At 72.2% G+C, this 25,922-nt stretch carries 19 protein-coding genes; 5 read left to right on the plus strand and 14 right to left on the minus strand.

The window, feature by feature from the left end:
* The first annotated feature begins 41 nt into the window (after window positions 1-41).
* Window positions 42-1,247, plus strand: coding sequence for a pyridoxal phosphate-dependent aminotransferase (locus BM085_RS02080; RefSeq protein WP_086572885.1), 1,206 nt, complete (start codon window positions 42-44; stop codon window positions 1,245-1,247).
* 159 nt (window positions 1,248-1,406) lie between these two features.
* Here the strand turns inward: BM085_RS02080 and BM085_RS02085 are convergent, their stop codons facing one another.
* On the minus strand, window positions 1,407-3,356 hold the full coding sequence (locus BM085_RS02085) for an ATP-binding protein (RefSeq protein ID WP_093885301.1): 1,950 nt from the start codon (window positions 3,354-3,356) through the stop codon (window positions 1,407-1,409).
* Between the two features lie 398 nt (window positions 3,357-3,754).
* Here BM085_RS02085 and BM085_RS02090 point away from each other — a divergent pair, with 398 nt between their 5' ends.
* Entirely contained in the window at window positions 3,755-4,792 is a 1,038-nt protein-coding gene (locus BM085_RS02090; RefSeq protein WP_093885302.1) for an adenosine deaminase, read from the plus strand.
* 56 nt (window positions 4,793-4,848) lie between these two features.
* Here BM085_RS02090 and BM085_RS02095 read toward each other — a convergent pair whose 3' ends face one another.
* From BM085_RS02095 to BM085_RS44130, 3 genes are all read right to left on the minus strand, one after another.
* Entirely contained in the window at window positions 4,849-5,640 is a 792-nt protein-coding gene (locus BM085_RS02095) for a hypothetical protein (RefSeq protein ID WP_093885303.1), read from the minus strand.
* A gap of 174 nt (window positions 5,641-5,814) precedes the next feature.
* The gene (locus tag BM085_RS02100) at window positions 5,815-8,115 is read right to left on the minus strand and encodes an ATP-binding protein (RefSeq protein WP_093885304.1); all 2,301 of its coding nucleotides are present in this window, start codon (window positions 8,113-8,115) and stop codon (window positions 5,815-5,817) included.
* 79 nt (window positions 8,116-8,194) lie between these two features.
* Window positions 8,195-10,240 (minus strand): ATP-binding protein, encoded by a 2,046-nt coding sequence (locus BM085_RS44130; protein ID WP_177244917.1) that lies wholly within the window; start codon window positions 10,238-10,240, stop codon window positions 8,195-8,197.
* Between the two features lie 151 nt (window positions 10,241-10,391).
* On the opposite strand from BM085_RS44130, the gene BM085_RS02110 reads away from it, so the two are divergent.
* From BM085_RS02110 to BM085_RS44135, 3 genes are all read left to right on the plus strand, one after another.
* Window positions 10,392-11,102 carry a class I SAM-dependent methyltransferase gene (locus BM085_RS02110; protein WP_245789061.1) on the plus strand — a complete coding sequence of 237 codons (711 nt, stop codon included), beginning with the start codon at window positions 10,392-10,394 and terminating at the stop codon, window positions 11,100-11,102.
* A 195-nt stretch (window positions 11,103-11,297) separates the two neighbouring features.
* Complete coding sequence (locus tag BM085_RS02115; protein WP_093885307.1) at window positions 11,298-13,172, plus strand: acyl-CoA dehydrogenase family protein; 1,875 nt, start codon at window positions 11,298-11,300, stop codon at window positions 13,170-13,172.
* Window positions 13,173-13,444: 272 nt separating this feature from the next.
* Entirely contained in the window at window positions 13,445-13,618 is a 174-nt protein-coding gene (locus BM085_RS44135) for a hypothetical protein (RefSeq protein ID WP_177244918.1), read from the plus strand.
* Window positions 13,619-13,809: 191 nt separating this feature from the next.
* Here BM085_RS44135 and BM085_RS02120 read toward each other — a convergent pair whose 3' ends face one another.
* The 10 genes from BM085_RS02120 to BM085_RS02165 all read right to left on the minus strand — a co-directional run bounded on the left by BM085_RS02120 (window position 13,810) and on the right by BM085_RS02165 (window position 25,583).
* On the minus strand, window positions 13,810-14,955 hold the full coding sequence (locus BM085_RS02120; RefSeq protein WP_093885308.1) for an acetyl-CoA C-acetyltransferase: 1,146 nt from the start codon (window positions 14,953-14,955) through the stop codon (window positions 13,810-13,812).
* Between the two features lie 75 nt (window positions 14,956-15,030).
* Complete coding sequence (locus BM085_RS02125; protein WP_093885309.1) at window positions 15,031-16,500, minus strand: DUF2079 domain-containing protein; 1,470 nt, start codon at window positions 16,498-16,500, stop codon at window positions 15,031-15,033.
* Entirely contained in the window at window positions 16,497-17,372 is an 876-nt protein-coding gene (locus BM085_RS02130; RefSeq protein ID WP_093885310.1) for a class F sortase, read from the minus strand. The genes BM085_RS02125 and BM085_RS02130 overlap by 4 nt, the downstream gene beginning before the upstream one ends.
* Before the next feature lie 13 nt (window positions 17,373-17,385).
* Entirely contained in the window at window positions 17,386-18,297 is a 912-nt protein-coding gene (locus BM085_RS02135) for a hypothetical protein (RefSeq protein ID WP_093885311.1), read from the minus strand.
* 332 nt (window positions 18,298-18,629) lie between these two features.
* Window positions 18,630-19,412, minus strand: a complete 783-nt coding sequence (locus BM085_RS02140; RefSeq protein WP_093885312.1) for a class I SAM-dependent methyltransferase — start codon at window positions 19,410-19,412, stop codon at window positions 18,630-18,632.
* Window positions 19,413-19,446: 34 nt separating this feature from the next.
* The gene (locus BM085_RS02145; protein WP_093885313.1) at window positions 19,447-20,721 is read right to left on the minus strand and encodes an MFS transporter; all 1,275 of its coding nucleotides are present in this window, start codon (window positions 20,719-20,721) and stop codon (window positions 19,447-19,449) included.
* Between the two features lie 205 nt (window positions 20,722-20,926).
* Entirely contained in the window at window positions 20,927-21,334 is a 408-nt protein-coding gene (locus tag BM085_RS02150) for an STAS domain-containing protein (RefSeq protein WP_093885314.1), read from the minus strand.
* Between the two features lie 414 nt (window positions 21,335-21,748).
* Complete coding sequence (locus BM085_RS02155) at window positions 21,749-22,717, minus strand: helix-turn-helix transcriptional regulator (RefSeq protein ID WP_093885315.1); 969 nt, start codon at window positions 22,715-22,717, stop codon at window positions 21,749-21,751.
* A 109-nt stretch (window positions 22,718-22,826) separates the two neighbouring features.
* Entirely contained in the window at window positions 22,827-23,831 is a 1,005-nt protein-coding gene (locus BM085_RS02160; RefSeq protein ID WP_245789062.1) for a glycerophosphodiester phosphodiesterase family protein, read from the minus strand.
* Window positions 23,832-24,671: 840 nt separating this feature from the next.
* Window positions 24,672-25,583, minus strand: a complete 912-nt coding sequence (locus BM085_RS02165) for an alpha/beta fold hydrolase (RefSeq protein ID WP_093885317.1) — start codon at window positions 25,581-25,583, stop codon at window positions 24,672-24,674.
* Window positions 25,584-25,922 lie beyond the last annotated feature (339 nt).

Genomic DNA, 25,922 nt, shown 5'->3' on the forward strand with positions numbered 1-25,922 from the left:
AAGCGGGGAAAACAGCCGCACAGGTCTGTAACCATGGAGGCATGACCCGTCCTCGCATCTCAGCGCGCATCTCCGCGATCTCCGAGTCCGCCACGCTCGCCGTGGACGCCAAGGCCAAGGCGATGAAGGCGGCGGGCCGCCCGGTCATCGGCTTCGGCGCCGGCGAGCCGGACTTCGCGACTCCCGACTACATCGTCGAGGCGGCCGTCGAGGCGTGCCGGAACCCCAGGTTCCACAAGTACACCCCGGCCGGCGGCCTCCCGGAGCTGAAGCAGGCCATCGCCGACAAGACGCTCCGCGACTCCGGCTACCAGGTGGACGCCGCCCAGGTCCTGGTCACCAACGGCGGCAAGCAGGCCGTCTACGAGGCGTTCGCCACGCTGCTGGACCCGGGTGACGAGGTTCTGGTCATCGCCCCCTACTGGACGACCTACCCCGAGGCCATCAAGCTGGCCGGCGGCGTCCAGGTCGACGTCGTGACCGACGAGACCACCGGCTACCTCGCGAGCGTGGAGCAGCTCGAAGCCGCCCGCACCGAGCGCACGAAGGTCCTGCTGTTCGTCTCCCCGTCCAACCCGACCGGCGCGGTCTACACCCCCGAGCAGGTCGAGGCGATCGGCCGCTGGGCCGCCGGGCACGACCTGTGGGTCGTCACCGACGAGATCTACGAGCACCTCACCTACGGCGACGCGACCTTCGCGAGCATCGCCACCGTCGTCCCCGAGCTGGGCGACAAGGTCGTCGTCCTCAACGGCGTCGCCAAGACCTACGCGATGACCGGCTGGCGGGTGGGCTGGCTGATCGGCCCCAAGGACGTCGTCAAGGCCGCGACCAACCTGCAGTCGCACGCCACCTCCAACGTCTCCAACGTCTCCCAGGCCGCCGCCCTGGCCGCCGTCACCGGCGACCTGGCCGCCGTGGCGAAGATGCGCGAGGCCTTCGACCGCCGGCGCCAGACCATGGTCCGCATGCTGAACGAGATCCCGGGCGTGCTCTGCCCCGAGCCGAAGGGCGCGTTCTACGCCTACCCCTCGGTCAAGGAGCTGCTGGGCAAGGACTTCGGCGGCAGGCGTCCGCAGACGTCCGCCGAGCTGGCCGAGATCATCCTTGAGGAGGCCGAGGTCGCCCTCGTCCCCGGCGAGGCCTTCGGCACCCCCGGCTACTTCCGCCTGTCCTACGCGCTGGGCGACGAGGACCTCGTCGAGGGCGTCAGCCGGGTGGCCAAGTTCCTGGGCGACGCCCGCTGACCCCGCACGCACGTCGACGGCAGAAGGCCCGGAGCCCGGCGCTCCGGGCCTTCTCCTGTGCGGGGCCGGATGAAGGCCCCCCGAATTTCGTACGGGGACCGGAGGAAGAGTCCGGCTCCCGTACGGGGACCGGAAGAAGAGGCCGGCTCCCGCAGGGGGTCAGGAGAAGGTCTCCCGGAGCGCGTGCTCCACGGCGGTCTCCAGGCTGGTCGACGCTCCCAGACCGATCAGCCGCTCGAACTCCGCCCTGCCCATGCGCCCGCGCAGCCGCAGTTTGGCGGTGCGCAGCAGGCTCGTGAGCATGGGCGAGCGGCTGGGCGGCACCTCCGCGCGCGTCCAGGCGGCGTAGGCGGCGCCGAGCAGGAGGGCGGCGAGCGCGTCGTCCACACCGGCCTCGGCGATCACAGCGGACACCTCCAGCGCCTCCAGCATGGAGAAGGTGTCGCCGAACAGCCGGGCGCCGCGCAGGGAGTCGTGGGTGGCCACGACGGCCTCGGCGGTGTTGCCGAGAAGGTGCTCGGCCAGGGCCAGCAGGAGGTCCAGGCGGATGAGGGTCCACTGGTCGCCGCAGGAGTCGCACAGGTCGCGGCCCTCCTGCAGGACGGACACGGCCTGCCCGTGGTTGCCCGCCAGGATCATGGCGGTGGCCACGACCGTGTAGGTGGGCAGGAATCCGGGGAAGACGTTGCCGGTCGAGCGGTGCCGTACCCGGGCGTTCCTGATCAGCCGCAGGGCCTCGCCCACGTCGCCCCGGAGGACCGCCAGGTGGGCCTGGAACTGGCTGACGTAGGCCGTGGCGTATCCCTGGGAGTCTTCGGCGACGCACTCGGCCAGGGTGCGCTCCGCGCGTACGAGGTCGCCGCGCTGGATCGACACCCAGGCGTGCACCCACAGTGCCTTGATCCGCTCGGGGCTGGGGGTGGGGTCGAGGTCCAGACCCTGCTGGAGAAAGTTGTCGCCGGGGGCGTGCATGCCGCAGCAGGCCCACAGGAACCACAGGTTGCCGACCAGGTCGAGGCCCTTGCGGTGTTCTTCGGGCCTGGAGTAGCAGTATTCGATGGCCTGGCGCACGTTGGCGCACTCCAGGACCAGTCTCCGGTACCACTCCAGCTGCTGGCACTGCCAGCCCAGCTCGGCGCGGGCCGACAGGGCGAGGAAGTGGTCGCGATGCCGCCGCCGCATCTCGCCGGTCTCGCCGAGGAGGTCCAGCCAGCCGGCGCCGAACTCGCGGACGGTGCCCGGCATGCGGTAGCGGACGCCGCACTCCCCCTCCTCCCGGGTGAGGACGGACTTGTCGAGCAGGCCGAGCAGGGTGTCGAGGACCTCGTCGGCGCCGAGGCCGTCGGCGGCGCAGACGTCCTTGGCGGCTTCGAGGTCGAACGTGCCGGCGAAGATCGACGCCCTGGCCCACAGGAGGCGTTCCTGCGGGCTGCACAGCTCGTGGCTCCAGCCGTAGGCGGCTCGCATGGAGCTGTGCCGGCGGGTGTCGGCGGCGGCGGCGAACACGTCGGTGGTGGCCGGATCGGGGCCGGCGGCGGCGAGCTCGATCGCCAGGGGCAGGTTGTCGAGCCGTCCGCAGATCTCCGCCGGCTCCACACCGTCGAGCCTTCTGTCGGCGAGAACGGCGAGCAGCTCGACGGCGTCGTCCGGGCGCAGGCCGTCGACCTGGTAGAGGTGCTCGCCGGGCAGCCCCAGCCGCTGCCTGCTGGTGACCAGGATCCGCAGCTCCTCGACGGACCGCAGCAGCAGGCCGGCCAGGATGCCCGCCGTACCGACGACGCGGTCGCAGGTGTCGAGGACGATCAGGCTCCGGCGCGGGACGAGGCCGTTGACCAGTGCCTCCAGCACGGGCACGCCCGGCCGCCGGTCGACGCCGATCACGTCGGCGAGCGTCCCGGCCAGGGAGGTGAGGTCCGCGGGGGCGTCGGACAGGTCGACGACGTGGACGCCTCCGGGGAACTCGTCTTCGAGAGTCCGGGCCAGGCGCAGCGCGAGGCAGGTCTTCCCCACCCCGGCGGTGCCGGTCAGCGTGACATGCCGGGCTCTCGACAGCAGGGCGGAAACCTCGGCCAGCTCTGTCTGTCTGCCGACGAAGACGTCCGCTCTCATTGCAGCCCCAGATCCGTACTGACTACACGTGCTCCTACGGTCGCACGGCGGAACGGTCGGCTGAAACCCCGTTGGCCACATTTCCTCGGGTCACGTCTTGAGTCAGAGATGTGTGCCGTGGTAGGGGACACATTCGTTCTTCAAATGAATTAAGACGTCATAAGCCGATGAAGTAGTAGAGACGTCATCGGCGCCAGAGGCGACATGCCGGTACGGCCCGCACCGGGCCGCGCGAGCCGTACCGGGCCGTCGGCCCGTACCGGGGCGGTGAGCCGCAGCGGGCCGCGAGCCGTACCAGGGGGCCGCCGGCCGTACGTGGCCGCCCCAACGCACGAGCGTGCCGTCGGGTTGCGAACAATCGGGGCCGGGGAGTGCCGGCCGTACGGCACCATATGGAAATGCCACGTCCCCTCAGCGAACTGCCCAAGGCCCATCTGCATCTGCACTTCACCGGCTCGATGCGACACTCCACCCTGATCGAGCTCGCCCAGGAGCAGGGCCTGCACCTGCCGGACGCGCTGAAGGAGGACTGGCCGCCCCGGCTGCGGGCGACCGACGAGCGGGGCTGGTTCCGGTTCCAGCGGCTGTACGACATCGCGCGGACGGTCCTGCAGCGGGAGTCGGACGTCTACCGGCTGGTGCGCGAGGCCGCCGAGGACGAGGCCGCGGAGGGGTCGCGGTGGCTGGAGATCCAGGTGGACCCGTCCGGGTACGCCCATCGCTTCGGCGGGCTCACCCCGACCCTGGAGCTGATGCTCGACGCCGCGCACAAGGCGGCCGGTTACGCCGGGATAGGGATCGCGGTCGTGGTGGCCGCCAACCGGACCCGGCATCCGCTGGACGCCAAGACGCTGGCCCGCCTCGCCACGCAGTACATGGACCAGGGCGTGGTCGGGTTCGGGCTCTCCAACGACGAGCGCCGCGGCCGGGCCCGCGACTTCGACGGGGCCTTCCGGCTCGCCAAGCGGGCCGGGCTGCTGGCCGTACCGCACGGCGGGGAGCTGCTGGGCGCCGACAGCGTGGCCGAGTGCGTGGACGTGCTGGGCGCCGACCGGGTGGGGCACGGCGTGCGCGCGGCCGAGTCGCCGAGATTGATGGAGCTCCTCGCCGAGCGGCGGATCACGTGTGAGATCTGCCCCACCTCCAACGTCGGGCTCGGGGTGGCCGAGCGGGCCGAGGACGTGCCGTTGCGTCGGCTGTTCGACGCCGGGGTGCCGATCGCGCTGGGCGCCGACGACCCGTTGCTGTTCGGCGCCCGGCTGCTGCCGCAGTACGAGCTGGCCAGGCAGGTGTACGGCTTCGGCGACGCGGAGCTGGCCGAGCTGGCCCGGCAGTCGATCCGGGCGTCGGCGGCCCCGGACTCGGTGCGCGAGGACCTGCTCAAGGAGGTCGACGGCTGGCTGGCGTCGGAGGGTCCGGCGGACTCGGAGGGCTGAGCGGAGGCGCACCGGGGCCGCGCCGCCGCCGCACGGGAGCGCCCGAGGGGAAGCCCTCAGCCGAGGGCGTAGGCCATCGTCGAGTCGGGGTCGTCGTCGTGGCCCTCGGCGAAGGCCGCGTCGTAGCCGTCGTCGCCGAGCAGCTGCCTGGCCGTGCGCTCGGCGACCGTCCTGGGCTCCGACATGCCCGCCGAGCCGAACTCCCGCAGCCCGAACACGGCCCGCAGCCGCGCTCCCCCGCCCTGCAGGCGGGCCGTGCGGTAGCCGTCCCCCTGGACCGCGGCGATCACCGCGAGCTGGTCGGCGGCCAGGGCCACGCCGGTCGCGTCTCGGAAGCGCCACTTGACGTCGAGCGACCGCCGGGCCGACACCGTCGCCTCGGCCACCCGTCCGAGGCCGAGCTGGGCGATGGAGAGCACGTAGTCACCGCAGGCGCGGGTCCAGCGCTCACCTCGGGCGTCACAGAGCCGCTGCACCTCTTCCAGCACGGATACGGCCTCGGTGAACGCGCCGCGCCAGGTGGCCGCCATCGCCGCGGTCACCAGGGCGAGCGGCTCACCGGCGGTCGCGCCGCCGGAGCTGTGGGAACACCCGCGCACCGGCTCGACGCCGGGCTCCACGAAGTCGCGGCATTCCTCCGCCGCCTTGACGGCGATCCGTGACGTGCCGCCGCCGCCGACACCGGTGCCGGTGCCGGTGCCGGTGCCGGTGCGGGTGCCGGTGCCGGTGGCCGTGACCGGTGAGGTGGCGGCCAGAAGCTTCAGCAGCTCCCGGATCTCGGTCTCGGGGCCGATGAGACCGCTCGTCTCCGCGGGGAGGTTCCCGCGCCACCATGGGTTGCGTTCCATTGGTTCGCGCTCCTTCCACTCTGGTGGGAATCGCACTCCGCCAGGGTCACGAACCGGTTGGACGCCCTTCCTCGGGTGGGGTTTCCTTCTCACCCGGTGCAAAACTCACCGCCGTCGCGAGGTCGAATTTCCTCCCACGCGCAGCGAAATTTCCGAATCGCTCACATTTGGCAGCTAATCCCGGATCCGCGCCACGGCCGCGCCCGGATCCATGGCCAGCCCCCGGGCGAACAGGCGCTCGTAGACGGCGTCTCCGACGAGAGCCCTGGCCCGGCTCTCCGTGAGCTCACGAGAGATCAGGAAGCCCTGGCGGGACGGCACGGGGCCCCCGCGAGAGGACGGAGAGCCTTCCCGAGGCGACGGGGAAACCTCGTGCGACAGGTGAGAGCCCTCCCGCGAGGGCAGCACGGGGCCCCTGCGCGGCGGCGGGGAAACCTCGTGCGAGGGGAGAGGACCCCCGCGGGACGCCACCGGCCCCTCGTAGGGGGAGGCCATCGGACCCTCGTACGGGGCCGGACCCTCGTACGGGGCCGGACCCTCGTACGGGGAGAGGCGTCCCTCGCCGCGCGCGGGCGGAGTCACGGGCTCGGGCGCGCCGGACCGGGGCAGCCCGAAGGCCGTCCACATCCGCCGGCCGGCGCCGAGCAGACATGCGGCCCGCCGCCCGTCGCCGCGCGCCACGGCGGTGGCGGCGAGCTGGTCCATCGCCATGGCGCTGCCCATCGCGTCACCCAGGCGCCACTTCCCGTCGAGCGCCGCACGCGCGTAGACCTCGGCGATGCCGGGCTCACCGCGGCCCAGCTCGGCGAGCGAGCGCGCGTGGTCGCCGTGGGAACGCGCCCACAGCTCGCCGCGTTCGGCGCACCGCGCCCACTGCCGCGTCAGCACCTCCACGGCCCGGTCGAACTCGCCCCGGACGCCGAACGCCATGGCCAGCGTCACCTCGGCCAGGGGAAGCCCGATGTGGACGGAGACCGCCCGCCCGAACAGCTCCGCCGCCTCGGCCGCGAGACGTTCGGCCCCGTCGAGGTCGCCGCAGACCAGGGCGGCGGCCGCGGCGCTCTGCCGGGCGCACCCGGCGGCGGCGAAGTCGCCCGCGGCCATCGCCGCCTCGTAGGCCTCGGCCGCCCGGTCGCGGGCCGCGGCGGTGTCGCCCGCGCTGAGTGCGGCCCAGGCGTACGTCCACAGCGCCTTGGTCCGTGCCGGACTCGGCCGCTTGTGCCGCCGGAGCAGCCGGTCCAGGTAGTAGCGGCCCTGCCGTACCTGGCCCAGGCAGCACCAGACGAACCACAGGGCCGTCACCAGCTCGAACCCGTCGTCGTGGTCGAGGGCCGCCTTCAGGTTCGGCAGCTCGCGGTGGGCCCAGTCGGCCCACCGGAGCTGGTGCGGGCCGTACCACTCGGCCTCCGCCCTGCGGGCCTGCGCCAGGTAGTGGTCACGATGGCGGCGGATCAGGGCCTTCTCCTCGCCCAGCCGGCGCAGCCACTCCCTGCCGTAGTCGCGGATCGTGTCGAGCATCCGGTAGCGCGACCCCTCGGCGATCAGGATCGACTTGTCCACGAGCCTGAGCAGCGGGAGCCAGCTCAGCCGCTCATCGGCGCAGACCGCCCGCGCGTCGTCGGCGTCGAACCATCCGGCGAAGACCGACAGCCGCGCCCAGAGCAGGCGCTCCTCGGCGGTGCAGAGCTCATGGCTCCAGCCGACCGCGGTGCGCATGGTCTGGTGGCGTCGCAACGGGGTACGGCTCCCGCCGACGAGCAGCGCGAAGCGGTCGTCCAGCCGTTCGGCGATCTGCTGGACCGACAGCGCCCGCAGCCGCCGGACGGCGAGCTCGACGGCCAGTGGGATGCCGTCCAGCAGGCGGCAGACCTGGGCGACCGCCGCCGGGTCGAGGATGAGGTCGGGCACCAGCGCGGAGGCCCGCTCGGTGAACAGCCGGACCGCGTCGGTCCCGGCGGCGCCGGTGGTCCCGGGCTCGGGCACCGCCAGCGGTCCGATCGGCAGCACCCGCTCCCCGGGCAGGCCGAGCGGCTGGCGGCTGGTGGCGAGCACCCGCGCGTGCGGGGCCTCCGACAGCACCCGGCGCAGCAGCGCCGCGCAGGCGTCGACCAGATGGTCGCAGGTGTCCAGGACCAGCAGCAGCCGCTTGTCGGCGACGAAGTCGGCCAGCACCTCGGACTGGGGGCGCGCCGACTGCTCGCGCAGGCCGAGCGCCTCGGCGATGGCGTGACCGATCAGGTCGCCGTTCTGCTCGGCCGACAGCTCGACGACCCACACCCCGTCGGCGAAGGAGTCACGGAGCCGGTCGGCCGTCCTGACGGCCAGCCTCGTCTTGCCCACGCCGGCGACCCCGGTGAGGGTCACCAGCGGTGAGCGGGCGATCAGCCCGGCGATCTCGTCGAGTTCCGCTCGCCGCCCGACGAGACTGCTCGTCTCCGCCGGGACGTTGTCCCGGCGCGTCCGCGTCTCCGCCACCGATCTCCAGCCCCTCCGCGTGAGGTGGCAAGCCAACCACGGAACCGGCCACGGAATCGGCGAGGTGCGGCGCCCCCGGTTACGAGATCTTCTCCTCCAGCGCATATTTCACAGCGATGCCCAGGTCAAGGCGGTTTCCCGCGGCATACAGGGTGTCGAATTCTCCACCGCCGAGGGCTCTCACGGCCTGGTTCACCGCCCGCTTCCGGATCGGAATGAAGATCGGCGAACCGAACTGCGACAGCCCCGAGGAGTCCCAGACGGCCTGGGCCGCGCCCAGCAGCCGTGCCCCCCTGCCCGCGGCGCCCTCCACCGCCACCGCCCAGGCGATCATCTCCATGCAGACGACGCTCAGGAGCAGGTCGTCGAAGAGCCGCGCGGCGGTGAGCGCCGCCCTGGCGTGCCGGAGCGCTCCGGAGGTGTCGCCCTTGACATGCTCGGCCCAGGCGAAGACGTATTCCATCTGGGCGCGGCTCCACTCCTCCCCGTGGGCCTCGCAGAGCGCCTGCCCCTCCGACAGGGTCTCCATGGTCTCCTCCGGCCGGCCCGCGGCCAGCAGGCTGAGCGCCGCCAGCGTGTAGCAGGGCAGCAGCCCGGACAGCACGTCGCCCTCGGCCATGTGCCAGGCCATGGCCTCGTCCAGCAGCTCGACCGCCCGGGGGTAGTCCCCCCGCATCAGGGAGATCAGGCCCTCGATCTGGGTGGCGTAACCGGCGGCGCTCCCCCCGGGATCCTCGGCGCGGCACCGGTCGAGCCGTTCCGCCGCGGCATCGAGGTCACCCTGGAGCGCGGCCACCCACGCGCAGACCCACAGCGCCCTGACGCGCTCCGGGCCGGGCCTGGTGTCCATCCCCAGCGCCGTCTCCAGGTAGTGGCGGCCCTCGCGCAACATGCCGCAGCAGACCCAGAGGAACCACAGGGTCCCGGCCAGGTCCAGCCCCGTCCGGGACCACTCCGGGTCGGTCAGGCACAGCTCGAACGCCTTGCGGAAGTTGCGCTGCTCGGCGCGTGTCCGTCCGTACCACTCCACCTGACGGCCGGGCCATTCGGCGGCGCACCGCCTGGCCAGCCGGAGATAGTGGTCGCGGTGGCGGCCCTGGACCGCGCCGGTCTCGCCCAGCAGCAGAAGCCACTCGGCGCCGAACTCCCTGACGGTGTCGAGCATGCGCAGCCGTACCCCGGCGGGATGGTCCTCCCGCTGCACAAGGGACTTGTCGACCAGGCCGGTCAGCGTTTCGAGGACCAGCCCGGACGGGAGCGGCCCGCCCGCGCAGACCCGCTCGGCCGCCTCCAGGTCGAACCCCGCGGCGAACACCGACAGCCGGGCCCACAGCAGCCGCTCGGCCGGGGTGCACAGCTCGTGGCTCCAGCCCATCGCCGCGCGCAGCGACTCGTGCCGCATCGGGCCGTCGCCCCCGGTCAGCAGGCGGTAGCGGTCGTGGAGCTGCGGGGTGAGCAGCGCGGGCGACATGGTGCGCAGTTGCACGGCCGCCAGCTCGATCGCCAGCGGGATGCAGTCGAGCCCCTCGCAGAGCTCGGCCAGGCCCGCCGCACCGTCGCCCCCCGCCGCGCCGCCGCCCTCGTCCCCGCCGCCGCCCTCCACGTCGCCACCGGCTGTCCCGGCGCCGGCCAGGCCCGCGCGGTCGCGCAGCAGGGCCACCGCGTCCTCGACCGGGAGCGGCGGGACGGGGTAGATATGCTCGCCCGACACGCCGAGCGGCTGGCGGCCGGTGGCCAGCACCCGGAGGCCGGGCGCGCGGCGCAACAGGGTGTCCACCAGCGAGGCGACCGCTTCGACCAGGTGCTCGCAGGTGTCCAGCATGAGCAGCGACCTGCGCGGGCTCAGCCAGTCGGCCAGCACCTCCTCCTGCTGCCGGGCGGACTGGTCGGCCAGGCCCATGCTGTCGGCCACGGTCTCGGCCAGGAGGTACGGATCCGTCAGGCAGGCCAGCTCGACCAGCCAGAGGCCGTCGGGGAACTCCTCCGCGACCTCCTCAGCCGCCCGGCCCGCCAGCCGCGTCTTGCCGACGCCGCCCAACCCGGTGAGCGTGACCAGGCGGGATTCCCGGATCAGGCGGACCACTTGGGCGATCTCTGCGCGGCGGCCGACAAAGGTAGTTTCCATGGGGGTGCCCATGCTAGGCCGCGGCGAGTTGTTTGGGGGGCCGCTCCCGGGGAACCGCCACTAGACTCAGCCTGTCCGTAGCCGTGGCCCCCGCGCCACGGCTTTCTGTTAGCGATCTGGACGGAACCGCATGTCTGGGTATGACCGCGTAGTGCAACCCGCGGCCGGCGACGAGGCCCTGGAGAACCACCTGGGTGGGGACGAGGCCAAGAACTACCGGCAGTACGAGCTCGACATGGTCGCCCCGCACGTGGGCCGCTCCATGCTGGAGATCGGTTCCGGCCTGGGCCATTTCGCCGAGGCGTTCCTGCCCCGCCTGGACCGGCTGGTGGTCAGCGACTTCGACCCCTACTGCGTGGACCAGCTCCGCAAGCGTTTCGCCGGGCGCGACGAGATCGACGTGCTGCAGTTCGGCCTGCCGACCGACATCCCGATCGGTGAGAAGGTCGACACCGTCGTGATGATGAACGTCCTGGAGCACATCGAGGAGGACGTCGAGGCCCTGCGCTCCCTCGCCAAGGTCACCCTCCCCGGCGGGCGGATCATCATCTGGGTCCCGGGCTACATGCAGCTCTACGGCGACTTCGACCGCAAGGTCGGCCACGTCACCCGCTACACCCCCGCCACCCTGCGCAGCACGGTCTCCAAGGCGGGCCTGGACATCGACGTGCTCAAGCCGATCAACTTCCTCGGCGGCATCGCCTGGTGGGCCGCCGTCCGCCGCGGCGGCGTCGGCTACCCCGACCCCCGCCTGGTCAAGATCTACGACCGCACCGTGGTCCCCATGACGCGCTTCATCGAGCGCTTCGTCCGCCCGCCCTTCGGGCAGACCGTCTTCTGCGTGGCCCGCGTCCCGAAGTAGCCGTGAACGGAGACCCTTCAAGGGTTCCGACAGTGCCGCCGTGCGAGCTTCCCCGGCCGTACGGCAGGCCACCCGGCGGCGGCATCCTTCCAGGTGGGGGCGGATCCGACACACCGGGCTCCCTCCGCGCCGGTTCCTTCCCGGGCCGGTGACTCGGGCGTAACGTCGAAGTCATCCGCGCCCGAGGAGGTCACGATGACCGATTACGCCAAGGCACGCGAGGTGGCCGAGCAGGCCAGGGAGAAGGAGTGGGCGCGTCCCAGCTTCGGCAGGCAGCTCTTCCTGGGAAACTTCCGCCTCGACCTGGTGCATCCGGCTCCGGCCCCGCCCGAGGCCGACGCCAAGAAGGGCGAGGAGTTCCTGCGCGCCCTGCGGCGGTTTCTGGACAGGCGGGTGGATCCGGCGCTGATCGAGCGGACCGCCCAGGTGCCGGACGAGGTGGTCAAGGGGCTCGCGGAGCTGGGCGCGTTCGGGATCACCATCGAGGAGGAGTACGGCGGGCTGGGGCTGAGCCACCTCGACTACGGCCGGGCTCTGATGCTCGTCGGATCGTACTGCCCGGCGCTGAGCACGCTGCTGTCGGCGCACCAGTCGATCGGGGTGCCGCAGCCGTTGAAGCAGTTCGGCACCGAGGAGCAGAAGCGGCGGTTCCTGCCCCGCTGCGCGAAGGGCGAGGTGTCGGCGTTCCTGCTGACGGAGCCCGATGTCGGCTCCGACCCCGCGCGGCTGGCCACCACGGCGGTGCGCGACGGCGACGACTACGTGCTGGACGGCGTGAAGCTGTGGACGACCAACGGGGTCGTCGCGGGCCTGCTGGTGGTCATGGCCCGCACCGGCAAGAAGATCTCCGCGTTCGTCGTCGAGGCGGACACCCCCGGGATCACCGTCGAGCGGCGCAACGCGTTCATGGGCCTGCGCGGCATCGAGAACGGCGTGACCAGGTTCCACCGGGTCCGTGTCCCCGCCGCCAACCTGATCGGCCGCGAGGGACAGGGCCTGAAGATCGCGCTGACCACGCTCAACACCGGGCGGCTCTCGCTGCCGGCCGTCTGCGCCGGGAACGCCAAGTGGGCGGTGAAGATCGCCAGGGAGTGGGGCGACGCGCGGGTGCAGTGGGGGCGCAGGATCGGAGAGCACGAGGCGGTGGCACGCAAGATCGCCTTCATCGCCGGTACGGCCTACGCCCTCGAAGCGGTGATGGACCTTTCCTGCCGCCTGGCCGACGAGAAGAGCAACGACATCCGGATCGAGGCGGCGCTCGCCAAACTGTACGCGTCGGAGATGGCCTGGCAGGTGGCCGACGAGCTGGTCCAGATCCGCGGCGGGCGGGGCTACGAGACGGCCGAGTCGCTGGCCGCCCGTGGCGAGCGCGGGGTCCCCGCCGAGCAGGTGCTGCGGGACATGCGGATCAACCGGATCTTCGAGGGGTCCACCGAGATCATGCAGCTGCTGATCGCCCGCGAGGCGGTCGACGCGCACCTGACCGTCGCCGGCGAGCTCATCGATCCGTCGCTGGGCGGCAGGGCCAAGGCCCGCGCCGCGGTGAAGGCGGGCGGGTTCTACGCGCGCTGGCTGCCGACGCTGGTCGCGGGGACCGGCAACCGGCCCGGCTCCTACCCGGAGTTCGGCGCGCTCGCCCGGCACCTGCGCTACGTGGAGAGGACCAGCCGCAAGCTCGCCCGCGCCACCTTCTACGGCATGTCCCGCTGGCAGGGCAGGCTTGAGCACAAGCAGGGCTTCCTCGGCCGGATCGTGGACATCGGCGCCGAGCTCTTCGCGATCACCGCGACCTGCGTCCGTGCCCGCGAGGATGAGGCCGAGCTGGGCCGCAAGCCCGCCGAGATCGCCGACACCTTCTGCCACCAGGCCCGGCTCCGCGCGGACGCGCTGTTCGACCGGCTGTGGGACAACAGCGACGCCCGCGACGTACGGCTGGCGCGCCACGTGCTGCGGGGCCGCTACACGTTCCTGGAGGAGGGCATCCTCGACGCCTCCATCGACGGCCCGTGGATCGCCGCCACCGCTCACGGCCCCTCCGCCACCGGGAATGTGCACCGGTCGATCCGCTGATGAGGTACGGACGCCCGCCTCTCCGGGGGCGGGCTCCGGGGGGGCGGGCTCCGGGGGGGCGGGCTCCGGGGGCGGAGCCGGATAAATGGGTTGCACCGCCCGATGCGGCCGCCGTACGGTGATCGCATGTGGATTAACTCCTAAGAGCCGGTGTCGATCAGTTCCGACTGATCCACCCGCGCACTCAGCCCTCTGGCCCCGTTCGTCTGACGCGGCAGCTGAGTTTCTGGCACGGCTTTCGGCCGCGTCGTCATCTTCTTCAAGGAGTCCATATGCGAATTCATGCTGGTCAAAAGCCTGACGACGGCAGCAAGACCCCCAAGCCCCGCACCCCGCTGCCCGAGCGGAATCTGCCCCCGGCGGCGCCCCGGCACATGCCGAGGCCGCACATGCCGGTGAGGCCGACCCAGCAGCCGCGCCGGATCCCCGGCAAGGGCGGCCGCTGAGACGGCGGACGCCCCGGCCCCGGTCTTCCCGGGCCGGGGCGTCCGTCTCCGGGCGCTCCGCTCAGAGCCGCTCGATGATCGTGACGGTCTCGCAGCCCTGGCCGCCGCCCTCGCCGCGCGCTCCGCTCAGAGCCGCTCGATGATCGTGACGGTCTCGCAGCCCTGGCCGCCGCCCTCGCCGCGCGCTCCGCTCAGAGCCGCTCGATGATCGTTACGTTGGCCTGGCCGCCGCCCTCGCACATCGTCTGCAGGCCGTACCTGCCGCCGGTCCGCTCCAGCTCGTGGAGCAGCTTGGTCATCAGGATCGCGCCGGTCCCGCCCAGCGGGTGGCCCAGGGCGATCGCGCCGCCGTTCGGGTTGACCTTGGCCGGGTCGGCGCCGATGTCCTTGATCCACGCCAGCGGGACCGGGGCGAACGCCTCGTTGATCTCGGTGACGTCGATGTCGTCGATGGACAGGCCGGACTTCTTCAGCGCCTTCTGGGTCGCCGGGATCGGCGCGGTCAGCATGTAGACCGGGTCGTCGCCGGTGAGGGCCAGGGTGACGATGCGGGCCCGGGGGGTCAGGCCGTGGTCGCGGACCGCCTGCTCGGAGGCGATGAGGAGCGCACCCGAGCCGTCGGAGATCTGCGAGGAGGTCGCGGCGGTGATCCGGCCGCCGTCCCGCAGCGTCTTCAGGGAGGCCATCTTCTCCAGCGTGCTGTCCGCGCGCGGTCCCTCGTCGTCCTCGACGCCGTTGACCGGGGCGATCTGGTCCTTGAAGTAGCCGTTCGCGATGGCCTTGGCCGCCCGCTGGTGGCTCTCGTAGGCGAACCGCTCCAGTTCCTCGCGCGAGAGGTCCCACTTCTCGCACATGAGCTCGGCGCCGCGGAACTGGGAGATCTCCTGCTTGCCGTACCGCTCGACCCACATGTCACCGAACGGGAAGGGCATGCCCTTCTCCAGCGCCGCGGTGATCGAGGAGCCCATCGGCACGATGCTCATCGACTCCACTCCGGCGGCCACCACGAGGTCCTGGGTGCCGGAGAGCACTCCCTGGGCCGCGAAGTGGATCGACTGCTGGGAGGAGCCGCACTGGCGGTCGATGGTCACCCCGGCGACGTTCTCCGGAAGACCGGCCGACAGCCAGGCGTTGCGCGCGATGTCCATGCTCTGCGGGCCGAACTGCATGACGCAGCCCATGATGACGTCCTCCACCGCGGCCGGGTCGACGCCCGTGCGGTCGATGAGCGCCTTGAGGGTGTGCGCGGCCAGATCGGTGGGGTGGACGGTGGACAGGCCGCCCTTCTTCTTACCGACCGGGGTGCGGACCGCCCCGACGATGTACGCCTCTGCCACAATGCCTCCTGCTCATGAAACCGAGCATTGTTCGGTTATCAGGAGGTTACAACAGAATCTTTGTCCGTGTCGTGCTCAGGAGGGCCGGTTGAGCACGATGTACCCGTCGCGGTCGAACACCTTGCGGTAGCCGTTCGCCAGCGCCTCGTCGACCCGCCGCTGCTGCGCGCCGAAGTCGCCGAACGGATAGGACCACCGCGCCACGTCGGCCACGACCCAGGGCGCGTCATAGCCCTGCGGCCCCCAGAGCAGCACAGTCGTCCGCGCGGTGAGCGCGGGGCCGACGTTGTTCGCCGCCTCGACGATCACCCCGTCCGGGACCATGGTCACGGCCTCCCGCGCCGCCGCGATGTGCGGCTCGCCGTCGTAGTAGCCCGGATCCAGGAGCTTGCCCAGCTCGAAGCGCGGGACGAGGGTGAGACCGATCAGGCAGACCGCGACCGCCCAGTGCGTGGCCACGCCCCGCTCCGGGAACCGTTTCGCGAGCCGGGCCGCCCCGTCCACCCCGGCGCAGACGAGGATCGCGACGATGAAGGCGTTGTAGTGGTGCCCCGCCTCCCACCACTGCGGCCGGTCGGCCAGGAAACGCTCCGCGACGAGCGGCACCGCCGCCAGCGTCAGCGGCGACAGCAGCGCGGTCAGCGCCATCGGCCACAGCAGGAAGGCCAGGGTGTTCACCTTGACCATCGGGCTGACGGACTGCGCCAGCGCGCCCAGTGGGTCTCGCAGGATGGCCACCGCCACCTCGCCCAGGGTGGCGCCCCAGTTGCCGTAGGCCCAGTGGAATCCCGTGGTGCTCGCCCCCGCCAGGGGCATCAACACGCTACGGATCATCACGAGCGCGCCCAGCGAGAAGAGGATGAAGGCGACCCCCTCCAGCCGCCGCCGGGTGACGACCAGATACATCCCGAACCCGGCCAGCAGCAGGCCCATGTCCTCCTTGACCAGCAGCAGGCCCGCGGCGGCGAGCACCCCCAGGAGCGGCCGGCGGGCGTCGAACCGCTCGATCATGATCGCGCTCAGCAACGGGACGAAGGCCGCCTCGTGGAAGTCGAACCCGGCGGCCTGCGCGATCGGCCACGACACCGCGTAGGCCACCGCGACCAGGTGGGCCGGGACCGCGCCGAGACGGCGCTCGGCGTAGTGCCAGATCGGGATCGCGGCCAGCGCGAACAGCACGGCCTGGGCGACGATCAGCGACTGCGGGCCGCCGCCCAGCCAGTACAGCGGGGCCAGCAGCGCCACGATCGGCGAGAAGTGGTCGGCGAGCTGGATGAAGTCCATCCCCATGCCGTACTGCATGCCGACCGAGGGCTCGGTGGGCGCCCCGAAGCCGGCGTAACCGCGCACGGCCTGGTCGAAGATGACCAGGTCGAAGGTGGTGGCCCGGAAGGTCGCGAACTTGACCAGGCCCAGCAGCGAGTAGGCCGCCGTGGCCAGCACCACGAGCGCGCCCAGCGCCAGTCCGTGCCGCCGCCTCCGCAGGAGGTCCATGACGGCCGGGATCACCGGGGCCACGGCCTCGGGCGGAGCGGTGGCGCTCATGCCTTGCGCGTGCTGGTCATCGTCGCGTAGGCGATGACGTTGTCGGTGTAGTGGCCGGTCGCGCGGTCGTAGGTGCCGCCGCACGTGATCAGGTGGAGCTGGGGATTGGGCGACTCGCCGTACACCCGCTGCGTCGGGAAGACCGCCTTCTCCGCCTGTTCGAGGCCTCCCACGGTGAACACGGCGACGATGCCGTCCTTACGGTGCACCTCGATGACGTCGCCGTTGCGGATCTCGTCGAGGCGGCTGAAGACCGCGCTCCCCGACTTCGTGTCCTTGTGCCCCAGCATGATCGCCGGACCGGCCTCCCCTGCCGTGGGCCCGGAACGGTACCAGCCGACCAGGTTCGGGTTGGTGACCGGCGGCACCTCGATCGCGCCCTGCTTGTCGAGTCCCACCGACCTGATCGGCGCGTTGACGCCGAGGCGTGGGATGACCACGCGTACCGGGGTCGAGGGCTGCATGGCGGGGGCCGCCGGGATGTTCGGCAGGGGCGGCGGCTCGGTCGGCTCGGCCTGGAAGTACGGGTCCGCCGGCCCGGTGGCGTTCGCCTGGCTGCGGGGCGGCAGCGTGGTGCGCTGGTCGGCCAGGCCGTACTGCTCGGGCGCCGCCACCATGTAGAGCATGCCGACCAGCACCGTGATCACCCCGGCGACCCCCGCCAGGATGAGCACCGACCGCATCACCCGGCCGCCGTCGATCCGCTCGTCGGGCCACTCCCCGTGCGGCCCGCCGTACTGCTGGTATCCGGGGTGCTGCTGCTGGTAGGACGGATGCCCGTACGGCGGCACCGGCCCGCGGGGACGCCCCTGGGGGCTCCCGCCCTGGGCGGGAGCCCTCGGCGGCCAGTTGTCAGGCGTCGGGGTGGTCATCCGGCCGACCCGGTCAGCCTCGGGTCGCCGTACGGCGCCGCAGCACCAGCCCGCCGGCCGCCGCGCCCGCCATCATCAACGCGCCACCAAGCATGATCATCCGAGCGTCCGGACCGGCGTCCCCGCCACCGCCCGTGGAGGCGCCGCCGCCGGGGGTCTCGTCGATCTGCCGGTCCTTGGTGGGCTTGGACGTCTTGGTCCGGGTGACGGTGATCGTCGGCTTCGGCGCGGTGGCCGTCGGGCTGGGGGTGCCCGTGTTCGTGTTGCTCGGAGTCGGGGTCGGGGTCGGGGTGCCCGTCCCGGTGCCGGCGACCGACGGCTTGACCGTGATCAGCAACGCCGCGGCGCTCGCCTCCGCGGCGTTCGCGACGGTGCAGTCGTACAGCGTGGCCTCGGTGCCGCTGCCCGGCCCGGCGGCCGGCTCCAGGTAGAGGCCGAATGAGCTCGGCTGGACCGCGATGACGCCGGTCGCGGTGGGGGTCATCGTGATCAACATGGTGGGCAGTTGCAGCGGGGCACCGGACGCCACCGCGACGGCGGCGGCGGTGGCCCCGACCGTCCGGAGCTCGGAGGGGACGATCGAGGGGTTGGCGGTGACGAGCGCGTCCCCGTCGAACACGAGGCGCTCGGTCACGGGGATCGCCGACGGCGCGAGGAGGGACGGCGAGGCGGCGGGCTGCCGGATCGCCCAGGTCGCCACGACGGTGGAGTTGGGCGTCGGGGCCAGCGGGCCCGTGATGTCCATCTGCAGCTTGTAGGGGGTGGGCGCACCCGCGGCCCCGGCCGTGCAGTTGTAGGAGACCGGCTGCGGGGCCGCCGCCATGGAGGCGATCGCCGGGACGGCGCCGAAGAAGAGACCTCCGCACACTGCTGCGATGGCGGCTGTCTTGACCGCGACGCGGCGGCGCGTCTTGGACTTCAGCACAGTCTCTCTCCACTTCGGAACAGTTGAGCGCTTTGGGCGGTTGTCCACGATTCCAGGCGATGGTCACGGTCCGGCATAGATCCTATGAACAGAGACCGCGAGATGCGCGCAACTCGGCAAAACGGGCATAAATTCCTCTCCGTCCCATCACTGCCTACTCCGCCCACCGCCGTACCCTCCCCCGAGGCGCCGGGTCGCGGGGCGCACCGCGTCACAGACCGCACCCCACCGCACCGCGTCGCGTCCGCAACGCAACGCACCACGTCGCAACGCACCACGTCGCATTGCAACGCATCGCACCGCGTCGCGTCGCGTCGCGTCGCGTCCGGACGCTAGCCGAGCAGCGCGCGGACCGTCACGGTGGTGATCGGAAGCTCGAACTCGCCGTGCGCGGTCTCGGGAGTGGATCGCAGGTAGTCGAGAACCCGGGCCAGCAGCTCGGCGCGCTCGGCCTCGGAGAGGGTCAGCACGTGGGAGTGGGTGGCGATCGTCGCCGCCATCGACTCGGCGGTCCGGCGCTGGCCGTGGGCGAACTCGGCGTGCTCGACCACCCGGAAGTGCGGCCCTTCCAGGGGGATCGAGCCGCGCCGCCACTGCTTGAACGACACCGTGCTGGCGGCCGCCTCCTTCAGGCCCTTCACCCAGGGGACCCGGTCGTCGTCGAGGTTCCACAGTCCTGCCAGGACCCCGCCCGGCGCCAGGACCCGGGCCATCTCGGGGACGGCCCGGTCGAGGTCGAACCAGTGCAGCGCCTGTCCGACCAGGATCGCGTCGACCGAGCCGTCCTCCAGCGGGATCCGCTCCGCCGTGCCGGCCAGTGCCCGGACTCCGGGCAGCCGGTGACGGAGCTGGGCGAGCATGGCCGCGTCGGGCTCCACCGCGACGACGTCGGCGACGTGCCGCAACAGCGCCTCGGTCAGCTTCCCGGTCCCGGCTCCCAGGTCGAGGACGCGCAGCGGCACGCGGCCGGAGACGGGTTCGAGTGCCCACAGCAGGGCGGCGTCGGGATAGCCGGGCCGCTCCTCCGCGTACGCGGCCGCCTGGCCGCCGAACGACGACGCTCTCAGCGCCCGAATCTCGGGATCGACACCGTCGAAGGCGGATGAGCTGCTCACGTGCCCACGATAACCCCGCGGCCCGGCCGGTATCTCAGGAAGATCGTCCGGCGGGAGGCGCCGGGTCGGGGGATGCGCGCCTCTCGCCGGACGCCCGTCGCTCCCGGCGCCGCTCACCGCCGGAGCGCGGCCCGGCGCCGCGGGTCAGGGCCAGGGCGATGACGAGGTACGGCACGGCGAAAACGGCGAAGATCACGCCGTGCCCGGCCACCGTGGAGGCCGCGGCGTAGCCGCCGTAGACGAGGATGCCCGTCACATCCGTGCCCAGCCCGGCCAGCGAGGTCACCGTGGCACGGGCCGGACCGGTGATGCGATCCTGGAGCCGCGCGCCGGCCAGCACCGTCGCCATCTGGAAGAGGCAGAAGGCCGCCGCGATCGCGGCGAATCCCGCCGGGACCCCGCTGATCGCTCCCGCGCCGAGCGCCAGTGCCCCGGCGGCGAGGATCCCGGCGAACGCCCGGTCCGTGAAGCGCCGCCCGGTCGCCGCGAGCACACCGCCGAGCGCGACCCCCGCGGAGACGAGGAGCACCAGGAGCGGTACGGCGTACGCGGCGACGCCGGTGGCTGCCGCGAGCAGGGCGACGTACTCCTCAAGCGAGCCCCAGACCGCCCACACCACGGCCAGCAGCAGCACCGCCCGCCGTACCGATCGGCTGGCGCGCATCTCCCGCACGCCTTCCCGCAGGATGGCGGCGTAGCCGCGCGGCGTCTCCTCCGGGCTCTTCACCCGGTGCTCGGGGAAGGTCGTCGCGACGGCCGCGCAGAGCAGGCATGCCAGCACACTGGCCGCCCCGAGCAGCGGGTATCCGCCCACGGCCAGCGCGGGGGCGGCGGCAGCCGTGGCCACCATGGTGGCGCCGGTGCCGAACGCGTGGCCACGCCCCATGATCGTGGCGTAGCGGTCGGCGGCGTCCAGGCGTTCGAGCTCGGTGTAGACCAGCGCTTCCAGAGCGCCCGACTGCAGCGCTCCCGCCGCACCCCAGAGCACGAAGCCGGCGGCGAACGCCCAGTAGGAGGGAGCGATGCTCCACAGGGCGTAACCGGCGGCGGCCAGCAGCGGCGCCAGGGCGAGGAGCAGCCGCCGCGAGACGGCGTCGGCCCACACCCCGGAGGGCACCTCCAACACCAGGGAGGTGACCGACCAGATCACGAACAGCGAGGAGATCTCGGCGGTCGACAGGCCCGTGTCGACGAACAGCAGTGCGTAGACCGGGTAGAGCAGGATGAAGTCGTACAGAGACGTGTAGCCGTAGAGAGTCGTGGCCAGGCGCTTCACGCGCGCGCCGGGGTCACGCAGAAAAGAGATCATCAGGAGGTCCTTCACGCGGGGGGAGACTGTGCGGGCCCGGAATGCTCGGCATCCCGGGCGGTCCGCGACAGCGTGTTCCGCGTCGACCTCTGGTGATGGATCAATGTCGCCAGGTCATGGAGCCGACTCTACCTCCGGCCGCCCCACCCCGCCCAGCGGATTTCGCGAGGCGCCCCGGGCGGGAGCGCTTCGATCACCGGCCGGTTCAGTCTCCGGTCCGCGTCTGCGCCGGCAGGCTGTACGGCCGCGGCTCGCCCTGGTCGCTCCCGTGTGTCGTGAGGACCCGGTCCAGTCCGGTGACGCGCAGCAGCCGGACCGTCTGGGAGCGGGGCGCGGCCAGCCGCAGGGTGATGCCGAGCGCTCTGGCGCGGCGCTGGGTGCCGACCAGTACGGCCAGCCCCGACACGTCGCAGAACGACGCTCTGGACAGGTCCAGGACGAGCGGACCCGTACTGAGCCGCAGGACACGCAGCAGGCGTTCGCGGAGAGCCGGACTGGTGAAGATGTCGATCTCGCCGTACAGCGGGACGATGGTGGTGGCGGGATGCGCGGGATGCGCGGTCCGAGGGCTCGCCCCGTGGCGGGTCTGGGTCTTCGTCTGGAAAATGGTCATGGGATCTCCGATCGGAGAAGAGGCGGGACCCGGGCGACCGGTCAGCAGCGCGCGGTGGCGCGGATGCCGCTCGGAGCCGGGTGCCCGGCGGCGCCCAGGCCGTTGTGGTCAGGTCGCGGGCACGCGGTCGGCGAGATGCCCGCCCTCATTCTCCCCGGCGGCCCGGCTGTCGCCTCGTACGGACGAGGCGACGGCTGAGGCCCACCGGTGGGCGTCGGTGAGGACATGTCCTCGGTAGACCCAGCTTACTCCCCGGAAGCGCGCATAGCCGGACATCGACGCGCGGCGTCGTCCCTGGTCACCGTGGATCGCGTGCGGGCTCGGAGAAAATGTCGCCGGGGTTCGCGGGCGGGCCCGGGAAGGATGTCGCCGGGGTTCGCGTGCGGGCTCGGAGCGGATCCGGCCGTCACCGGCTCAGCTCGGCGGCGGGGACGGCGGGAGGGAACCGGCGAGGAGCGCGGTGAGCGAGCGGATGCGCCCCACCAGCTCAGGTGGCTCGTGCACCTCGAAGCGGTAGCCGAACAGGCCGACGTACAGCGCGAGTTCGTCGAGGGAGTTCGAGCCGGCGCGCAACGTGCAGGAGTGCTCGTCGATGGCCTCAAGCACGCCGATCGTCGGCGCTATCTTCTCCGCGGCGACGTGAACGGGCACATGCAGCGTGAACCTGCCCTGATAGCGGTAGGCCCCGGTGGAGATCCCATGTGCGGTGTAGCCGGCCAGATCGGTGTCCGGCGGCCGGCGTGGTGTGAACCGCGGCCCGGTGGGAACGCGCGGACGCAGCCGGTCGACGCGGAAGGTCCGCCAGTCGTCGCGGTCGAGATCCCAGGCGATGAGGTACCAGCGCCGGCCGGCGTGCACGAGGCGATGCGGCTCGGTGCGGCGGACGCTCGACCCGCCCTCGTGGCCGGCGTAGTCGAAACGCAACTGCTCGTGCGCGCGGCAGGCGGCGGCGACGGCCGTGAGCACGTCGGGGTCCACGACGGGGCCGCCGGAAGGCACGGTCACGGTGACCGACTGCAGCGTGCTGACGCGGTGCCGCAGGCGTGCCGGCAGGACCTGTTCGAGTTTGGCCAGAGCACGCAGCGAGGTCTCCTCGATGCCGGCGACGGTGCCGCTGGCCGCGGTGCGCAGGCCGATGGCGACCGCGACCGCCTCGTCGTCTTCGAGCAGCAGCGGGGGCAGCTTCGCGCCGGCACCGAGCAGGTAACCGGCGGCGCCGGCGGTGGCGTGCACCGGATAACCGAGGGTGCGCAGCTTCTCGATGTCACGGCGGACCGTACGCACGTTCACGTCGAGCCGGTCGGCGAGATCCGCGCCGGTCCACTCACGGGGCGTCTGCAGCAGCGACAGCAGGCGGAGCAACCGGGCCGAGGTTTCCAACATGAATGCGAGCTTCCCATCGAGCTAGGACAGCTCTCACCCTAGCCACATGCCTGCCCCCGGCCTCACGACCGGCATCCGGAAGTTCTTCCGGTCACCGCGCTGACCCGGATCAGCCGCCGGCGATCAGGCGATCCCGTACGGCACGCGCGGCACCCGGGTTGTCGGCGAGCACCCCGTCCACCTGGAGCCCGTACAGCCGTGCCAGCCAGCCCGCCACGTCCCCGGCGGCGCGGGAGTACGCCGGTCTGGCGGGATCACCCCGCCGGTAGTTCGCCGGGAGGCTCGCGTTCTCGTCGCGGATCGTCGCGACGTGAACCTGGAGGCCCTGCTGGTGGGCGTCCTGGACGAGCGAGGTGGGAGCACCCAGTCTCCCGTCGGGGCCGACCGGCACGACCCGCGTGGTGGTCACGCCGATGCCGGCGGCGTAGGTGGCGATCTGCCGCAGGCCGGCCGGGGTGATGAGATCGTCGCAGGTGAGCGGGTCACCGCTCTGCAGCAGATCGTACGGCGTGCCGCTTCCGGCCCCGATGAGCTGGATGAGCCGCAACCGCGTGGCGGACCGCAGCTGCTTGAGGTTCCCCGTCTCGAAGGACTGGATGAACACCGGGTCGCAGGCGTCGTCCCAGCCGTACCGCCGGAGGGTCTCCAGCAGCGGTCCCTCGATCGGCAGCCCGATCGAGGCGAAGTAGCTCGGATATTTGATCTCGGGATAGATGCCCACGCCGTGCTTCTGCGCGAGCTGGACGATCTCCTCCAGTGTCGGGATCTGCGCCTTCCCGTCGTATGCCGCGCTGGCCGGCCGCCGCCGGGGGAAGCGCTCCCTGGCACGGAGGGTACGCAGCTCGGCGAGGGTGAAATCCTCGGTGAACCAGCCGGTCGTCCGGCCGCCGTTGATGGTCTTGGCCGTCCTGCGGGCGGCGAACTCGGGGTGGTCGGCGATGTCGGTGGTCGCCGAGAGCTCGTTCTCGTGCCGGGAGACCAGGACGTGGTCCTTGGTGGAGACCAGGTCCGGCTCGATGTAGTCGGCGCCCAGCTGGATGGCGACCTCGTAGGAGAGAAGCGTGTGCTCGGGCCGGAAGGCGCTGGCCCCCCGATGCCCGACGACGATCGGCATGCGAGCGCCGCCCCCGAGCAGGGCGGGCGAGGGGCCTGTGGGCCGGGCCGCACTCGGGGGTTGAGCCGGGCTCGGCGGCTGGGCGGGCGCCGATGGTTTGGCAGCCCTCAGGTGCCGGGCCACGCGCGCGGCCCGGGCGGCCCGGGCGGTACGCGCGGACCTCGCCGTTCGGACGGACCGTTTCGCCTTCGGCCAGCGGGTCCCCCTCGGCGAGCGGGCTGAGCGGGTGGTCCGGGCCTTGACCGCGGAACGCGTCATACGGGCGGACCGGGCGGAACCCGCGAGCCGGACAGGGCCCACGGGCTGGATTGAGGTCGCGGGCTGCACCGAGGTCGCAGGCTGACCGGAACCCACGGCCTGAGCGGAACCCGTGGCCGGACCGGAGGTCACAGCCTGAGCGGAACCCGCGGCCGGACCGGAGGTCGCGGTCCGAGCGGAACCCACGGCCGGAGCGGAGGTCACGGATCGATCCGGACCGGTGGGCCGGGCTGGACCGGCGGGATGGAGGGCGAGGACCGCCGCCCCTCCTACGAGCACGATAAGGACACTGATCCGTGTTTTCCCGACCACCCGGGTACACCCCCACTTTCCTGCCTTGTGGGGGGCACACTGGTACAAACAGCTCTACCCCGAGTGGCCGAACGGCTAACGGACGCGCCTACCTCTCCGTCGTCGCGGCCCTCCGGGTAAGAGGGTGCGCCGGCGACGGCCCGGCTCCTCGCCGCCATCCCCGTCCTGGGCGGGCCCTCGCCCCTCGCGAGCGGGCCGCTCGCCGTACGGCGGGTCCGCGGGGACGGCCGCCCGAGGGGGCCGGTCCCGTAACGGACACCTCGCCGATCATCACTCCGGGCGGTCGCCGGTGTGCTCCAGGATGGCGTCGGCGAGCTGCCGGTGCACCTGAGGGGGCAGGGTGTGGCCCATCCCCTCGATCATAAGAAGCTCGGCCCCCGGGATCTCCTGAGCGATGAGTGCTCCGTGACCCGGTTTGACCGGCTCGTGCGTGCCCTCGATGACGAGCGTGGGCGCGACCACCCGGTGCAGGATTCCCGCGGGCTCGAACTCGGAGGCCGAGACCCCGGCGCGCTGATGGTTGGTCACGGCCGCGGGGTCGGCGGCACGGTCGTGGAGCCGCTCCTCCACGCGCCGCTGCCCGTCCTCGTCGAACGGCAGGGCCGGGCCGTGCAGCACCCGGGCCAGCTCGATCTGGAAGTCGATCTGCTCGCGCCGCCCGGCGGGCGGCGGGTTCACCGCCGCCTTGGTGAAGAACTCCACGAACTCCGGCGTGGGCGGGGGCAGGCTGCCGGGAGGCTGCTCCTGACCCATCAGCGCGCGCATCAGCACCTGCCCCTCCCTTCCGCCCAGCGGTGACGCCCCGATCACCGTCAGCGTCAGCACCCGGTCCGGCTGCTCGGCCGCGATCCACTGGCCGAGCAGGCCGCCCGCCGAGTGCCCGACGATATGGGCCGCACCGATCCCGTAGGCGTCCAGGAGGCCGAGGACGTCGTCCTTGATGGCGGCCCAGGTGTAGGGGTGGGAGTCGAAGTCGACGGTGGTCGAGCGGCCGGTGTCACGGTGGTCGTAGCGGATGACCCGCCGGCCACCGGCGACCAGCCGCCCGACGAACTCGTCCGGCCACAGGACCCCCTGCGACATCGAGCCCATCACCAGCAGCACCGGGGGGTGCGCCGGATCGCCGAATTCCTCGGTCCACAGTTCGACGTCGCCGACGTTCACCATGCGTCCCTGAGACATATAAACCGGCTCCTTCTCACAGAGGTTGTCGTCTGCCGATGCCATGAGCCTGGTCTACCGGCGCGCCGGCGCCATCAGTAGGACTACTGGGCTCGGCCCACCCCAGTGACGCGGCCCCTGTTCACGTGCCCCCCGAGTTCCGGCGATCACGGGCGGGCAGGCGCCGGCAGCCGTGACGGACCGCCTGATCGACGCGGCGACCCCGCCGGCTTGAGCCCCTCCTGGGCGAGGTCGTCGAAGACGGCCAGCGTACGGGCGCCCCGTCAACGGACAGACCATCTGTGAGTAGGAGATTTTCTCTTTTAGCAGGACGTAGGCGGCAAAACCCTGCCATGACAG

The organism is Streptosporangium canum (genome assembly GCF_900113865.1).
In the GTDB taxonomy this organism is placed as follows: domain Bacteria; phylum Actinomycetota; class Actinomycetes; order Streptosporangiales; family Streptosporangiaceae; genus Streptosporangium; species Streptosporangium canum.

Bases quoted from the DNA above. Each gene is read 5' to 3' on its own strand.
- BM085_RS02080 (WP_086572885.1), top strand. From the start codon at position 42: ATGACCCGTCCTCGCATCTCAGCGCGCATCTCCGCGATCTCCGAGTCC.
- BM085_RS02085 (WP_093885301.1), bottom strand. From the start codon at position 3,356: ATGAGAGCGGACGTCTTCGTCGGCAGACAGACAGAGCTGGCCGAGGTT.
- BM085_RS02090 (WP_093885302.1), top strand. From the start codon at position 3,755: ATGCCACGTCCCCTCAGCGAACTGCCCAAGGCCCATCTGCATCTGCAC.
- BM085_RS02095 (WP_093885303.1), bottom strand. From the start codon at position 5,640: ATGGAACGCAACCCATGGTGGCGCGGGAACCTCCCCGCGGAGACGAGC.
- BM085_RS44130 (WP_177244917.1), bottom strand. From the start codon at position 10,240: ATGGAAACTACCTTTGTCGGCCGCCGCGCAGAGATCGCCCAAGTGGTC.
- BM085_RS02115 (WP_093885307.1), top strand. From the start codon at position 11,298: ATGACCGATTACGCCAAGGCACGCGAGGTGGCCGAGCAGGCCAGGGAG.
- BM085_RS44135 (WP_177244918.1), top strand. From the start codon at position 13,445: ATGCGAATTCATGCTGGTCAAAAGCCTGACGACGGCAGCAAGACCCCC.
- BM085_RS02125 (WP_093885309.1), bottom strand. From the start codon at position 16,500: ATGAGCGCCACCGCTCCGCCCGAGGCCGTGGCCCCGGTGATCCCGGCC.
- BM085_RS02130 (WP_093885310.1), bottom strand. From the start codon at position 17,372: ATGACCACCCCGACGCCTGACAACTGGCCGCCGAGGGCTCCCGCCCAG.
- BM085_RS02145 (WP_093885313.1), bottom strand. From the start codon at position 20,721: ATGATCTCTTTTCTGCGTGACCCCGGCGCGCGCGTGAAGCGCCTGGCC.
- BM085_RS02150 (WP_093885314.1), bottom strand. From the start codon at position 21,334: ATGACCATTTTCCAGACGAAGACCCAGACCCGCCACGGGGCGAGCCCT.
- BM085_RS02155 (WP_093885315.1), bottom strand. From the start codon at position 22,717: ATGTTGGAAACCTCGGCCCGGTTGCTCCGCCTGCTGTCGCTGCTGCAG.
- BM085_RS02160 (WP_245789062.1), bottom strand. From the start codon at position 23,831: ATGCCGATCGTCGTCGGGCATCGGGGGGCCAGCGCCTTCCGGCCCGAG.
- BM085_RS02165 (WP_093885317.1), bottom strand. From the start codon at position 25,583: ATGTCTCAGGGACGCATGGTGAACGTCGGCGACGTCGAACTGTGGACC.